13 protein-coding genes are annotated in these 13,475 nt (G+C 71.8%); 11 read left to right on the forward strand and 2 right to left on the reverse strand.

What is annotated here, in order from left to right:
• Positions 1 to 43: 43 nt before the first annotated feature.
• The 3 genes from ACILQ5_RS10820 to arc all read left to right on the forward strand — a co-directional run bounded on the left by ACILQ5_RS10820 (position 44) and on the right by arc (position 4,106).
• A complete protein-coding gene (locus ACILQ5_RS10820) occupies positions 44 to 1,183 on the forward strand; it encodes a site-2 protease family protein (RefSeq protein ID WP_395658005.1) in 1,140 nt (379 codons plus the stop codon).
• 18 nt (positions 1,184 to 1,201) lie between these two features.
• Positions 1,202 to 2,188 (forward strand): tRNA (adenine-N1)-methyltransferase, encoded by a 987-nt coding sequence (locus ACILQ5_RS10825; RefSeq protein ID WP_395658006.1) that lies wholly within the window; start codon positions 1,202 to 1,204, stop codon positions 2,186 to 2,188.
• 163 nt (positions 2,189 to 2,351) lie between these two features.
• Entirely contained in the window at positions 2,352 to 4,106 is a 1,755-nt protein-coding gene (gene arc / locus ACILQ5_RS10830) for a proteasome ATPase (protein WP_395658007.1), read from the forward strand.
• Between the two features lie 106 nt (positions 4,107 to 4,212).
• Here the strand turns inward: arc and ACILQ5_RS10835 are convergent, their stop codons facing one another.
• Together ACILQ5_RS10835 and ACILQ5_RS10840 are read right to left on the reverse strand one after the other, a co-directional pair.
• Positions 4,213 to 4,731 (reverse strand): aminoacyl-tRNA deacylase, encoded by a 519-nt coding sequence (locus ACILQ5_RS10835; protein ID WP_395658008.1) that lies wholly within the window; start codon positions 4,729 to 4,731, stop codon positions 4,213 to 4,215.
• Positions 4,728 to 5,345, reverse strand: coding sequence for a class I SAM-dependent methyltransferase (locus tag ACILQ5_RS10840; RefSeq protein ID WP_395658009.1), 618 nt, complete (start codon positions 5,343 to 5,345; stop codon positions 4,728 to 4,730). Before ACILQ5_RS10840 ends, ACILQ5_RS10835 begins: the two co-directional genes overlap by 4 nt.
• 42 nt (positions 5,346 to 5,387) lie before the next feature.
• On the opposite strand from ACILQ5_RS10840, the gene dop reads away from it, so the two are divergent.
• The 8 genes from dop (at position 5,388) to ACILQ5_RS10880 (ending at position 13,444) form a co-directional block, all read left to right on the forward strand.
• Positions 5,388 to 6,896, forward strand: coding sequence for a depupylase/deamidase Dop (gene dop / locus ACILQ5_RS10845; protein ID WP_395658010.1), 1,509 nt, complete (start codon positions 5,388 to 5,390; stop codon positions 6,894 to 6,896).
• 41 nt (positions 6,897 to 6,937) lie between these two features.
• Complete coding sequence (locus tag ACILQ5_RS10850; RefSeq protein ID WP_395658011.1) at positions 6,938 to 7,135, forward strand: ubiquitin-like protein Pup; 198 nt, start codon at positions 6,938 to 6,940, stop codon at positions 7,133 to 7,135.
• Positions 7,132 to 7,977, forward strand: a complete 846-nt coding sequence (gene prcB, locus ACILQ5_RS10855; RefSeq protein ID WP_395658012.1) for a proteasome subunit beta — start codon at positions 7,132 to 7,134, stop codon at positions 7,975 to 7,977. Before ACILQ5_RS10850 ends, prcB begins: the two co-directional genes overlap by 4 nt.
• Complete coding sequence (gene prcA, locus ACILQ5_RS10860; protein WP_395658013.1) at positions 7,974 to 8,894, forward strand: proteasome subunit alpha; 921 nt, start codon at positions 7,974 to 7,976, stop codon at positions 8,892 to 8,894. Before prcB ends, prcA begins: the two co-directional genes overlap by 4 nt.
• A gap of 90 nt (positions 8,895 to 8,984) precedes the next feature.
• Positions 8,985 to 10,346: a Pup--protein ligase gene (pafA, locus tag ACILQ5_RS10865; protein ID WP_395658014.1), complete on the forward strand. Its 1,362-nt coding sequence runs from the start codon at positions 8,985 to 8,987 to the stop codon at positions 10,344 to 10,346.
• A 95-nt stretch (positions 10,347 to 10,441) separates the two neighbouring features.
• On the forward strand, positions 10,442 to 11,398 hold the full coding sequence (locus ACILQ5_RS10870) for an FKBP-type peptidyl-prolyl cis-trans isomerase (RefSeq protein WP_395658015.1): 957 nt from the start codon (positions 10,442 to 10,444) through the stop codon (positions 11,396 to 11,398).
• Between the two features lie 34 nt (positions 11,399 to 11,432).
• A complete protein-coding gene (locus ACILQ5_RS10875) occupies positions 11,433 to 12,401 on the forward strand; it encodes a helix-turn-helix transcriptional regulator (protein WP_395658016.1) in 969 nt (322 codons plus the stop codon).
• Positions 12,398 to 13,444, forward strand: coding sequence for a helix-turn-helix transcriptional regulator (locus ACILQ5_RS10880; protein WP_395658017.1), 1,047 nt, complete (start codon positions 12,398 to 12,400; stop codon positions 13,442 to 13,444). The genes ACILQ5_RS10875 and ACILQ5_RS10880 overlap by 4 nt, the downstream gene beginning before the upstream one ends.
• The last annotated feature ends 31 nt before the right edge of the window (positions 13,445 to 13,475 follow it).

The raw sequence follows: 13,475 nt of genomic DNA on the forward strand, positions 1-13,475 counted from the left end.
CCGCCGCCACTCCCGGCGCACGCCGGTCGGATAGCCTCGAGGAGTGTCCGACAGCCCGCCCCGACCATCCCGGCCGCCCGGGACGCTCCGGGTCGGCTCGATCGCGGGCAGCGACGTCCTCGTCTCGTCGTCGTGGTTCGTCGTCGCGGCCCTGATCGCGATCATCGTCGCACCGGTCGCCGAGGTCGCCCAGCCCGGCCTCGGACCGTGGAAGTACGTCGCGGGGCTCGCGTTCGCCGTGATCCTCTACCTCTCGGTGCTGCTGCACGAGGCGTCCCACGCGATCGTCGCCCGCCGGCTGGGGTTCCCGGTCACCTCGATCACGCTCCACTTCCTCGGCGGGATGACCGCCATCGAGGGTGAGGCGCGCACGCCGCGCCAGGAGTTCCTCATCGCCGTCGTCGGGCCGCTGACCTCGCTCGCGGTCGGCGCCGTCGCCTTCGTCGTCCGCCCGTTCACCCCCGACGGCCTGCTCCTCATGGCGGTCGGCGGCCTGGCGGGTGCCAACCTGCTGGTCGGCCTGCTCAACCTGGTCCCGGGCCTGCCGCTCGACGGCGGCCGGGTCCTCAAGGCCCTGGTCTGGCAGCTCAGCGGCGACGTGCACACCGGGACCATCGTCGCCGGCTGGGGCGGCCGGCTCGCCGCGGTCGGGGTCGTCTTCTGGCCGCTGCTCCAGGAGTCGATCTTCGGGACCGAGCCCGACCTCCTCGACTTCGCGCTGGCGTTCATCGTGGCCGCGTTCCTCTGGGCGGGCTCGACCTCGGCGATGTCGACGGCGCGGATGCGCCGCCGGATCCCGCAGCTGGTCGCGCGCAACCTCGCCCGGCGGACCCTGGCGGTCCCCAGCGACCTCCCGCTCGCCGAGGCGGTACGCCGCGCGCAGGACGCCGAGGCCGGCGGGATCGTCACCGTCACCAGCTCGGGCGTCCCGGTCGGCATCGTCAGCGAGGCCGCCGTCGAGGCCACCCCGCCGGAGCGCCGGCCGTGGGTCGCCACGTCGACGGTCGCCCGCACCCTCGACCGCGGGCTCCAGCTCCCCGCCGACATCACCGGCGAGGAGCTGGTGATGGCGATCAGCCGGACACCGGCCGCGGAGTACCTCCTGGTCGAGACCGACGGCGCCGTCTTCGGCGTGCTCGCGACCGCCGACGTCGACCGGGCGTTCCGCGAAGCCGCCCACTAGGCCCTAGGCTCTCCCGCCGTGCCCGACACCCCCGAAGTCCCCGACGCCAGCGCCACCACCGACGCCCCCGACGTACCGCCGCAGGCCTGGTCAGGTGTCCACCGCGGGCCGCTGCGGGCGGGGGAGTGGGTGCGCCTGCTGGACGGGAAGGGCCGTCGGCACAACATCTGCCTGGAGCCCGGCAAGACCTTCCACACCAACCGCGGCGGGATGTCCCACGACGACCTGATCGGGCGCGAGGAGGGCTTCACGATCGTCTCGTCGTCGGGCGGCGAGTACCTCGTCTTCCGTCCCCTGCTCTCGGAGTTCGTCGTCTCGATGCCGCGCGGCGCCGCGGTCGTCTACCCGAAGGACGCCGCCCAGATCGTGGCGTTCGCCGACATCTTCCCGGGCGCGCACGTCGTCGAGGCCGGCGTCGGCTCCGGTGCGCTGACCTGCTCGCTGCTGCGGGCCGTCGGCCCGTTCGGGAGGGTGTCGTCCTACGAGCGCCGCGAGGAGTTCGCCGAGGTGGCGCGCAAGAACGTCCACCAGTTCTTCGGCGCCCCGGAGGGGCAGACGCACCCCGCCTGGGAGCTGACGGTCGGGGACCTCGCCGAGGCGCTGCCCGCCTCCGGGGAGCGCGCCGACCGGGTCATCCTCGACATGCTCGCGCCGTGGGACTGCCTCGAGGCCACCGCCGACGCGCTGCGGCCCGGGGGGATCGTGTGCGCCTACGTCGCGACCACCACCCAGCTGTCCCGGTTCGTCGAGACGGTCCGCGTGCACGGAGGCTTCACCGAGCCACAGGCGTGGGAGTCGCTCGTGCGCGACTGGCACGTCGAGGGGCTCGCCGTCCGGCCCGGGCACAAGATGATCGGCCACACGGCCTTCCTCGTCACCGCCCGCCGGATGGCGCCCGGCCAGCGGGCGCCGCTGAAGAAGCGCCGCCCCGCCCCCGGCGCCTACGGCCCGGACTACGCCGGGCCCCGGCCGCCCGGCGTCCCGGTCGACGCGCCGGTCGACTGACCGGCCGCCCGACCGCCCGACCGGCGGGCCGACGGACCGGGAAGCCGCCGTCGGTGACCGTCCCGCGTCCTCGCGTGCTGCCAAATCGTGACCAACACCGCGAGATGAGCCCTTCCCTCGGGGGCACTCGCGGGTAGGGTCGACCGCACAGGAGGTGGCGCTGATGTCGACATCGGAGAGCGTTCCCAGCACGGGCGGGTCGAGCCCGGAAGAGCTCGCGGACCAGGTCCGGCTCCTGGAGTCCGAGGTCACCGACCTTCGCCGTCGGCTGGCCGAGGGCCCCACCAGCTCGCGCACCCTCGAGCTGCGGCTCGCGGACGCACACCGCAGCCTCGCCGGGCTGAACTCGCAGAACGAGCGGCTCGCCCAGACGCTGCGCGAGGCACGCGACCAGATCATGAAGCTGAAGGAGGAGGTCGACCGGCTCGCGCAGCCGCCCGCCGGCTTCGGCACCTTCCTCAACCGCAACGACGACGACTCGATCGACGTGTTCACCGGCGGCCGCAAGCTGCGGGTCAACGTCAGCCCGAGCGTCGACCTCGACGACCTGCGCCGCGGCCAGGAGGTCATGCTCAACGAGGCCCTCAACGTCGTCGCCGCCCTCGAGTTCGAGGAGGTCGGCGAGGTGGTGATGTTCAAGGAGCTGCTCGCCGACGGCGAGCGGGCCCTGGTCATCGCCAACGCCGACGAGGAGCGGGTCGTCCGGCTGGCCGACCCGCTGCACCACGAGACCATCCGGGCCGGCGACTCGCTGCTGCTCGACGCCCGCGCCGGCTACGTCTACGAGAAGGTCCCGAAGTCCGAGGTCGAGGAGCTGGTCCTCGAGGAGGTCCCGGACATCGCCTACGAGTCGATCGGTGGCCTCGGCAACCAGATCGAGGCGATCCGGGACGCCGTCGAGCTGCCCTACCTGCACCCCGAGCTGTTCAAGGAGCACGAGCTCAAGCCGCCCAAGGGCGTGCTGCTCTACGGACCGCCGGGCTGCGGCAAGACCCTGATCGCCAAGGCCGTCGCGAACAGCCTCGCCAAGAAGGTCGCCGCGAAGACCGGCCAGGAGGGGAAGTCCTACTTCCTCAACATCAAGGGCCCCGAGCTGCTCAACAAGTACGTCGGCGAGACCGAGCGGCACATCCGCCTGGTCTTCCAGCGCGCCCGTGAGAAGGCGAGCGGGGGCACGCCGGTCATCGTCTTCTTCGACGAGATGGACTCGCTGTTCCGCACCCGCGGCTCCGGGGTCTCCTCCGACGTCGAGAACACGATCGTCCCGCAGCTGCTGAGCGAGATCGACGGTGTCGAGCTCCTCGAGAACGTCCTGGTCATCGGTGCCTCGAACCGCGAGGACATGATCGACCCGGCGATCCTGCGCCCCGGCCGCCTCGACGTGAAGATCAAGATCGAGCGGCCGGACGCGGAGTCGGCTCGCGACATCTTCAGCAAGTACCTCACCCCGAGCCTGCCGCTGCACGCCGACGACCTCGCCGAGTTCGGCAACGACCGCGACGCCACGGTCGGTGGGATGATCCGCGCCACCGTCGAGCGGATGTACGCCGAGACCGAGGAGAACCGGTTCCTGGAGGTCACCTACGCCAACGGCGACAAGGAGGTCCTCTACTTCAAGGACTTCAACTCCGGGGCGATGATCCAGAACATCGTCGACCGCGCCAAGAAGATGGCGATCAAGGACTTCCTCGACCACGACCAGCGCGGTCTGCGGATCTCCCACCTGCTCCAGGCGTGCGTGGACGAGTTCAAGGAGAACGAGGACCTGCCCAACACGACCAACCCCGACGACTGGGCGCGGATCTCGGGCAAGAAGGGCGAGCGGATCGTGTTCATCCGCACGCTCATCACCGGCAAGCAGGGCACCGAGCCGGGCCGCTCCATCGACACGGTCTCCAACACCGGCCAGTACCTCTAGGCCCCCGGGGCGCCGAGCACGTCACGTTTGCCCGCGCGACCGCGCGGGCACCGTGGACCCATGTTCTGGCTCGGAGTCGTCGTGGTCGGTGTCGTGTGCGCTGCGATCAGCTGGCGGGCGACACGTCGCGCCCTTCGGTGACGTCGGCGACCGTCGCACCCAGCGCTGCCAGGAGCTCGGCCGCGTCGACGGTCAGGGCCACGCCCTGGCTGCCGCCGCCGATGCTGACCAGACCCGAGATCGAGGAGTCCGCCACCACCGCGAGCGGCGTGCTGCTGCCCAGCGGCGTGATGGTGCCGCGCCGGTAGCCCGTCACCGCGTGGGCGGCGTCGGCGTCCGGCATCGACAGCCGGTTCACGCCCAGCAGCGCGCGCAGCTTGGGCCAGGCGATCTCCCGGTCGCCCGGCACCAGGACGAAGCGGTGGTCGCCCTCGCGCACCCGCACGACCATCGTCTTGAGCAGCTGGTGGGGCTCGATGCCGCGGGCGGCCGCCGCCTCCTCGAGCGAGCGCACTGGACCGTGCCGGGTCACCTCGACGGCGAGACCGAGCGCCTCGGCGGCCGCGAGGACGCGGGCCGCCCCGTCGGCGTCGCCGCCGGGGCCCGCCTCGGTGCCCGTGCTCATGCCGCGCGGCCGACGTACACGTAGGTCCAGGGGCGCCCTGCGGACGGGCCCGGCAGGTACGACGCCGACACCTCGACCACGTCCAGGCCCGCAGCGGCGACCAGGGCCGGCACGTCGCGGCTGAGGTGGCACCCGCCCGCGACCCGGCGCTGCACCGGGTCGAGCCGCCGCTGCCAGCCCGCCACCCGGGGCTCGGGGGAGAGGCCGTGCTCGAGGAAGTGCAGCGCGGCACCCGGCCGCAGCACCCGTCGTACCTCCGCGAGGGCCCGGAGGGGGTCGGGGATCGTGCACAGGGTGAACGTCGTCAGGGCGGCGTCGTAGGTGTCGTCGTCGGCCTCCAGGCGCTGGCCGTCCAGCCCGACCCGCTCGACCTCGAGCGGCGCGCGGTCGCGGCGCTCCTGCGACATCCGCCAGCCGACGTCCGAGGGCTCGACCGCGTCGACGCGCTCGACCTCGGCGGGGTAGAGCGCGGCGTTCAGGCCGCTGCCGAACCCGATCTCGAGGACGCGCCCGGACAGCCCGGCCACCGCCTCGCCGCGCAGCCGCATCACCGGCCCGGACGAGAGGGACTTGTCGGCGAGCCGCGGGACGACGCGATCGGTCCACATGCCCATGACCCGAGGGTAGAGCGTGTCCGGCTCGCGTACGCTCGGCACATGAGCGTGCGGCGGGTCATGGGGACCGAGGTGGAGTACGGCATCGCCGTGCAGGGCCAGCCGCTGGCCAACCCGATGGTGGCCTCCTCGCAGGTGGTCAACGCCTACGCCTCGGCAACGGTGAAGGCCCGGCGGGCACGCTGGGACTTCGAGGAGGAGTCGCCGCTGCGCGACGCCCGCGGGTTCGACATGTCGCGGCAGGTGGCCGACCCCAGCCAGCTCACCGACGAGGACATGGGGCTGGCCAACGTCATCCTCACCAACGGCGCCCGGCTGTACGTCGACCACGCCCACCCGGAGTACTCCACCCCCGAGGTGACCACGCCCCTCGACATCGTGCGGTGGGACAAGGCGGGGGAGCAGGTGATGCTCGACGCCTCGCGCCGGGCCGGGCAGCTGCCCGGGGGCACGCCGATCGTGCTCTACAAGAACAACACCGACAACAAGGGCGCCTCCTACGGCGCCCACGAGAACTACCTGATGCGGCGGTCGACCCCGTTCGGTGACATCGTGCGGCACCTGACGCCGTTCTTCGTGAGCCGCCAGGTGATCTGCGGCGCCGGGCGGGTCGGCAAGGGGCAGGACGGGCGCGAGCACGGCTTCCAGGTCAGCCAGCGCGCCGACTTCTTCGAGGTCGAGGTCGGCCTCGAGACGACGCTGAAGCGCCCGATCATCAACACCCGCGACGAGCCGCACGCGGACCCCGAGCGCTACCGGCGGCTGCACGTGATCATCGGCGACGCCAACCTGGCCGAGGTGTCGACGTACCTCAAGGTCGGCACGACGGCCCTGGTGCTGGCGATGATCGAGGACCGGTTCATCTCCGTGGACCTGACCGTCGACGGTCCGGTGTCGGGACTGCGGGCGATCTCCCACGACCCGACCCTGCGGCAGACCGTGACGCTCACCGACGGCCGGAAGCTGACCGGGATCCAGCTCCAGCTGGAGTACCTCGACCTGGCGAAGAAGTTCGTCGAGGACCGGTACGGCGCCGACGCGGACCCGCAGACCGTCGACGTCCTCGAGCGCTGGGAGTCGGTGCTCGCCCGGCTCGAGCGCGACCCGATGCTGTGCGCCACGGAGCTGGACTGGGTGGCCAAGCTCAAGCTGCTCGAGCAGTACCGTCAGCGCGACGGCCTGGAGTGGGACGACGCCAAGCTCCAGCTCATCGACTACCAGTACTCCGACATCCGCCCCGAGAAGGGCCTCTACCACCGGCTGGTCGCCGGCGGACGGATCGAGCGGCTGCTCGACGACGCCGCCGTGGACGCGGCGATGCACGACCCGCCGGAGGACACCCGGGCCTACTTCCGCGGTCGCTGCCTGGAGAAGTACGCCGACCACGTCGCTGCCGCGTCCTGGGACTCGGTGATCTTCGACCTGCCCGGGCGTGAGTCGCTGCAGCGGGTGCCGACGATCGACCCGCTGCGCGGCAGCAAGGCCCACGTGGGCGATCTCCTGGACCGTTGCGAGACCGCTGAGGCGCTCTTCACGGCGCTCACCTCGTGAGTGGGCTCCTGCGGCTCCCGCCGAGTGGATAGGGTCGAGGCATGGCACAGGAGCAGAAGCAGCCGCGGAAGTCCTCCGAGGCCGACGAGGCCGTCCAGTCCGCCCCGGAGAGCGACGTCGCCGACCGCAAGGAGTCCCTGGACTCCGACGTCGACGACATCCTCGACGAGATCGACGACGTGCTCGAGACCAACGCCGAGGACTTCGTGAAGTCGTTCATCCAGAAGGGCGGCCAGTGAGCGATCCCCGTCTCCCGGCTGCGTTCCTGCAGCCGGGCACCTCGTCGTTCAGCGACTTCCTCGCCGAGCAGGCTCCCGACCTGCTCCCGGCGCGCCGCGCGGTGCCGCAGGGCCACGCCGGCGACCTCGCCCCGCACGGGACCACGATCGTCGCCGCGACCTACCCCGGCGGCGTCGTGATGGCCGGTGACCGCCGCGCGACGATGGGCAACATCATCGCCCAGCGCGACATCGAGAAGGTGTTCCCGGCCGACGAGTTCTCGGCCGTCGGCATCGCCGGCTCGGCCGGGATCGCGGTCGAGATGGTCCGGCTGTTCCAGACCGAGCTCGAGCACTACGAGAAGATCGAGGGCACCACGCTCTCGGTCGACGGCAAGGCCAACCGGCTCGCCGCCCTGATCCGCTCCAACCTCGCCATGGCGATGCAGGGGCTCGCCGTCGTCCCGCTGTTCGCCGGCTACGACCTGACCTCCGACCGGGGCCGGATCTTCAGCTACGACGTGACCGGCGGCCGCTACGAGGAGACCGCGTTCCACTCGGTCGGCTCCGGGTCGCTGTTCGCGCGCGGAGCGCTGAAGAAGCTCTACCGCGACGACCTCGACCAGATCGGCTGCGTCACCGCGGTCGTCCAGGCGCTGTACGACGCCGCGGACGACGACTCCGCCACCGGCGGACCCGACCTGACGCGGCGGATCTTCCCCGTCGTGCAGGTGATCACCGGCGACGGCGGCCGACGGCTGCCGGACGAGGAGGTCGCGGCCATCGCCGATGACGTGATCGCCGGCCGGATGACGCGGCCCGACGGCCCCTCCGCGCCGCTGACGGGAGGGAGCAGCCGATGAGCATGCCGTTCTACGTCTCGCCCGAGCAGCTGATGAAGGACCGGGCGGACTTCGCCCGCAAGGGCATCGCCCGCGGCCGGTCCGTGGTGGCGGTGCAGTACGCCCACGGCATCCTGTTCGTCTCCGAGAACCCCTCGCAGGCGCTGCACAAGGTCTCCGAGATCTACGACCGGATCGCGTTCGCCGCGGTCGGCCGTTACAACGAGTTCGAGAACCTGCGGATCGCCGGCGTCCGGCTCGCCGACATGCGCGGCTACGCCTACGACCGGCGCGACGTCACCGGCCGGGGCCTGGCGAACGCCTACGCGCAGACCCTCGGCACGATCTTCTCCTCCGGCGGCGAGAAGCCCTACGAGGTCGAGATCTTCGTTGCCGAGATCGGCGACGTCGCCGACGACGACCAGCTCTACCGGCTGACGTACGACGGGCAGGTCGCCGACGAGCACGGCTACGCCGTGATGGGCGGCGCCGCGGACGTGGTGGCGTCCTACCTGGCCGAGCGGTACTCACCCGGCCTGGAGCTCGCGGACGCGCTCGCGCTGGCGGTGGGGGCCCTCGGTCACTCCGCCGACGAGAAGGGGGCCAGCGAGGACCGGGTGATCGCCACCGACGACCTCGAGGTCGCCGTGCTCGACCGCACCCGGACCCAGCCGCGCAAGTTCCTGCGGCTGCGCCCGGCGCGGCTGGAGCAGCTGCTCGGCGACCGGGGCGGATCTGCGGCGGACCAGCCGGCGCCCGATGCCCCGGGCACCTCCGAGGCGGACGGGTCGCCCGCGGCGTCCGATGCCGAGGTGTCCGCCGTCGAGGAGTCGCAGGAGCCTGCCGAGCGCGACGGTCTGGGGCCCGCACCGGCCCCCGGCGACGGACTCGCCGGTCCGCCGGGCGACGAGCCGCCGGTCGCCCCGCCGCTCGGCTGACGTCGTACCTCCCCGACGAATCGTGAGATTCTCGGGCCACATCGGTCGCTGATGAGGCGCAGGCAACCGTGCTGCGCCTAGGCTGAGGCTGTGGACCGGCGGATCTTCGGCATCGAGAACGAGTACGGCGTCACGTGCACGTTCAAGGGCCAGCGCCGGTTGAGCCCCGACGAGGTCGCCCGCTACCTGTTCCGCAAGGTCGTCAGCTGGGGACGCAGCAGCAACGTGTTCCTGCGCAACGGCGCGCGGCTCTACCTCGACGTCGGCAGCCACCCCGAGTACGCCACCCCCGAGTGTGACGACGTCGTGGAGCTCGTCACCCACGACAAGGCGGGGGAGCGGGTGCTCGAGGGCCTCCTGCTCGACGCCGAGCAGCGGCTGCACGACGAGGGCATCGCCGGCGAGATCTACCTCTTCAAGAACAACACCGACTCGGCCGGCAACTCCTACGGCTGCCACGAGAACTACCTGGTGAGCCGCGCGGGGGAGTTCTCGCGCCTGGCCGACGTGCTGATCCCGTTCCTGGTGACCCGGCAGATCATCGTGGGGGCTGGCAAGATCACCCAGACGCCGCGGGGGGCGTCGTACAGCGTCTCGCAGCGTGCCGAGCACATCTGGGAGGGCGTCAGCAGCGCCACCACCCGTTCGCGGCCGATCATCAACACCCGGGACGAGCCGCACGCGGACGCGGAGAAGTACCGGCGCCTGCACGTCATCGTGGGCGACAGCAACATGAGCGAGACCACCACGATGCTGAAGGTCGCCAGCTGCGACCTGGTGCTGCGGATGATCGAGGAGGGCGTGGTGATGCGCGACCTCACGATGGAGAACCCGATCCGGGCGATCCGCGAGATCTCCCACGACGTCACCGGCCGCCGCAAGGTGCGCCTGGCCAACGGCCGGGAGGCGAGTGCCCTCGACATCCAGCAGGAGTACCTCTCGAAGGCGCGCGACTTCGTGGACCGCCGCGAGATCAGCACCCCGGTGATCGAGCAGGCGCTCGACCTGTGGGAGCGGGGCCTCAAGGCGGTCGAGTCGGACGACCTCGGTCTGGTCGACCGCGAGATCGACTGGGTGATCAAGTGGAAGCTGATCGAGCGCTACCGCGCCAAGCACGGCCTGCCGCTCGGCCACCCGCGGATCGCCCAGCTCGACCTGGCCTACCACGACATCCACCGTGGCCGTGGCCTCTACTACCTGCTCGAGAAGCGTGGCGCCGTCGCGCGCGTCACCACGGACCTGAAGATCTTCGAGGCCAAGTCGGTGCCCCCGCAGAGCACCCGGGCCCGGCTGCGCGGCGAGTTCATCCGGCGGGCCCAGGAGCGCCGACGCGACTTCACCGTCGACTGGGTGCACCTGAAGCTGAACGACCAGGCGCAGCGGACCGTGCTGTGCAAGGACCCCTTCCGGGCGTACGACGAGCGGGTGCAGCGGCTCATCGACGGCATGTAGCCGGCCCTGCCCACCCCGCGATCAGGGTCCCCTCAGGCACGCCGGTTATGGTGACGGCGCTGAACACGAACCCTCGACGAACAGGTGAGTCCTCCGTGTCCCGACGTCTCCGACGCCTCCCGCTCCTCCTCCTCCCGATCGCGCTGGCGACCTCGCTCGTCGCGTGCGGCAGCAGTGACGGAGGATCCTCGAGCGACGCGAGCGACAGCAGCGACGCACTGCACGGCATCACGATCAGCGGCGACCTGGGCAAGGAGCCCGAGGTCGACTGGAACGGCAAGCTCGAGGTCGACAAGACCGAGACCACGGTCGTGGAGGAGGGCGACGGCGCCGAGATCAAGAACGGCGACCAGGTCTCGGCCTTCCTGTGGATCGGCAACGGCTACGACCAGAAGAAGGCCTACAGCGACTTCGACGGCGGCGAGCCGGAAGCGGTCACGGCGAGCGACAGCCTCGCGCCGGTGTTCAAGGCCGCGGTGCTCGGGCAGAAGCTCGGCTCCCGGGTGGCCGTGACCACGACCGCCCAGGAGGCGTTCGGCGAGTCCGGCAACCCCCAGCTCGGGATCAGCAACGGCGACAGCGTGCTCATCATCGTCGACCTGATGGGTCCCTACGAGACGCCCAAGCCGAAGACCGTGCCGTCCTCGCAGCTGCCGTCGGTGATCGAGAAGGGTGGCGTCCCCACGGCCCTCGACTTCACCGGGGTACCGAAGCCGCAGGCCGACGGTGACCTGGAGCGGGCGATCCTCAAGCAGGGTGACGGCGAGACCGTCACCTCGGACATGACCCTGACCGTCAACTACCTCGGTCAGGTCTACGACGCGCCCAAGCCGTTCGACGAGAGCTACTCGAAGAAGCCGGCGACCTTCTCGCTCTCACAGGTGGTCAAGGGCTGGACCTACGGCCTCACCGGCGTCAAGGTCGGCAGCCGCGTGGTGCTGGCGATCCCGCCGGACCTGGGCTACGGCTCGAGCGAGCAGTCGGGCATCCCGGCGAACAGCACGCTGTACTTCGTGGTGGACGTCCTCAAGGCGGAGAAGGCGGCACAGTAGCCTCCTCCAGAGCACTCGGGACGAGGGAGGCGGCATGGCGGTGCAGAAGAGCGAGCGACTGCTCAACCTGCTCATCATGCTGCTTGTGCAGCGGCACTACGTCTCGAAGGACCGGATCCGGGCGATCCTCTACCCGGACTCCAGCACGGACGCCTTCGAGAAGATGTTCGAGCGGGACAAGGAGGAGCTGCGCAGCCTCGGCGTCCCGATCGAGGTGGGCAACATGGACGCCTACTTCGACGACGAGCCCGGCTACCGGATCCGTCCCGACGAGCTCGCGCTGCCCGACATCGCCCTGACCTCCGACGAGGCGGCCGTGATCGGCCTGGCCACCCGGGTGTGGGAGCACGCCCGGCTGGCCGAGGCGACCACCGAGGCGGTCCGCAAGCTGACCGCGCTCGGGGTGCCCACCGACGTCAGCGCGCTCGACATCGCCCAGCCCCGGCTGAGCGCCGACGAGCCGTCGTTCGACGTCTTCTGGGAGGCCGTCCAGGAGCGCACCCCGGTCGAGTTCGGCTACCGGCGCTCCGGCGCCACGAGGTCCGCGACGCGGCACCTCCAGCCCTGGGGCGTGGTGCGCTACTCCGGACGCTGGTACGTCGTCGGCTTCGACACCGACCGCGGCGAGGAACGGGTGTTCCGGCTCTCGCGGGTCCAGGGCGACGCGCGCAAGGTGGGCCGTCCCGGCTCCTACGAGGTGCCCCCCGGCACCGACGTGCGCGCGACCACCGTCCGGCTCGCGCCGGTGCCGACGACCACGAGGGTCGTGGTGCTCGTCCGCGAGGGCGCGGGGCTCGCGCTGCGCCGCGACGCGGAGTCGGTCGAGACCGGCGTCTCCGGGCCGGACGACCGCACCGCCTGGGACCGGCTGGTCCTCGACCGCCGCAGCGACGCCGCCGACGAGCTGCTCGGCTACGCCGACGACGTGTACGTCGAGCAGCCGGTCGCCTGGCGCGAGGAGATCGTGCGTCGGCTGACCGCGGTCGTGGAGCGTTCGGCATGAGCCCCCCACGACGTCCTTCGACCCCGGCACCGGCGTCCACCGTCGCCGGGGGCTCCGGGACCTCCCTCTCCGGGGCCAAGGACCAGGTCGCGCGGCTGCTCACCCTGGTGCCCTACCTCCACGCCCACGGGCAGGTCCGGCTCGACGACGCGGCGGCCGTCCTCGGCGTGACGCCCGAGCAGCTCCTCGGCGACCTCAAGGTGCTGCTGATGTGCGGGCTGCCCGGTGGCTACCCCGACGACCTCATCGACGTCGACCTGGACGCGCTCGAGGGTCCCGAGGCCGATGGCGTCGTCCGGGTCTCGAACGCCGACTACCTGGCCCGGCCGCTGCGCCTGACCCCGACCGAGGCGACCGCCATCATCGTCGCGCTCCGCGCCCTGCGCGGCAGCGCCACCGAGGACACCCGGGAGGTGGTCGACCGGGCGCTCGCCAAGCTCGAGGCCGCCGCGGCCGAGGGCTCGGCCGTCCCGCAGATCGACCCCGGGGAGGAGTCGCCGCAGCGCCTGGACCAGGTGCGGCTGGAGGACACCCTGCGCGACGCCGTGGCCCGCCGCCGGCAGGTGCTGCTCACCTACTTCGTCCCCTCGCGCGACGAGGTCTCCGAGCGCACCGTGGACCCCCGGGGCGTCGTCACCGCCCACGGCTTCCGCTACCTCGACGCCTGGTGCCACAGCGCCGAGGCGCCGCGTCTGTTCCGGCTGGACCGGATCCAGGCCGCCGAGGTCCTCGACCAGCCGATCGCGACCGCCCCGGAGCCCCCGCGCGACCTCGGCGACGGCCTGTTCACCCGGTCCGACGACACGACGCCGGTCACCCTGCTCCTCGACCGGGAGGCGCGCTGGGTCGTCGAGTACTACCCCGTCGAGGCGGTCCGCCAGCGTCCGGGCGGCCGCCTGGAGGTCGACCTCCTCATCGCCGACCAGCGCTGGCTCCAGCGGCTGCTGCTCCGGCTCGCCCCCCATGCCCGCGTCGGCAGCCCGGCCGACCTGGAACAGGCCTTCGTCGACTCGGCCCGGTCCACCCTCGGTCTCTACACCTGAGCGCGTACGATGGCCACGTCACCCACTCGCC

It is taken from the genome of Nocardioides sp. (genome assembly GCF_044226305.1).
Classification (GTDB): Bacteria; Actinomycetota; Actinomycetes; order Propionibacteriales; family Nocardioidaceae; genus Nocardioides.

Excerpts from the sequence above, each read along its gene's own strand:
- arc (WP_395658007.1), top strand. The coding sequence starts at position 2,352 with ATGTCGACATCGGAGAGCGTTCCCAGCACGGGCGGGTCGAGCCCGGAA.
- ACILQ5_RS10835 (WP_395658008.1), bottom strand. The coding sequence starts at position 4,731 with ATGAGCACGGGCACCGAGGCGGGCCCCGGCGGCGACGCCGACGGGGCG.
- ACILQ5_RS10840 (WP_395658009.1), bottom strand. The coding sequence starts at position 5,345 with ATGGGCATGTGGACCGATCGCGTCGTCCCGCGGCTCGCCGACAAGTCC.
- dop (WP_395658010.1), top strand. The coding sequence starts at position 5,388 with ATGAGCGTGCGGCGGGTCATGGGGACCGAGGTGGAGTACGGCATCGCC.
- ACILQ5_RS10850 (WP_395658011.1), top strand. The coding sequence starts at position 6,938 with ATGGCACAGGAGCAGAAGCAGCCGCGGAAGTCCTCCGAGGCCGACGAG.
- prcA (WP_395658013.1), top strand. The coding sequence starts at position 7,974 with ATGAGCATGCCGTTCTACGTCTCGCCCGAGCAGCTGATGAAGGACCGG.
- ACILQ5_RS10875 (WP_395658016.1), top strand. The coding sequence starts at position 11,433 with ATGGCGGTGCAGAAGAGCGAGCGACTGCTCAACCTGCTCATCATGCTG.
- ACILQ5_RS10880 (WP_395658017.1), top strand. The coding sequence starts at position 12,398 with ATGAGCCCCCCACGACGTCCTTCGACCCCGGCACCGGCGTCCACCGTC.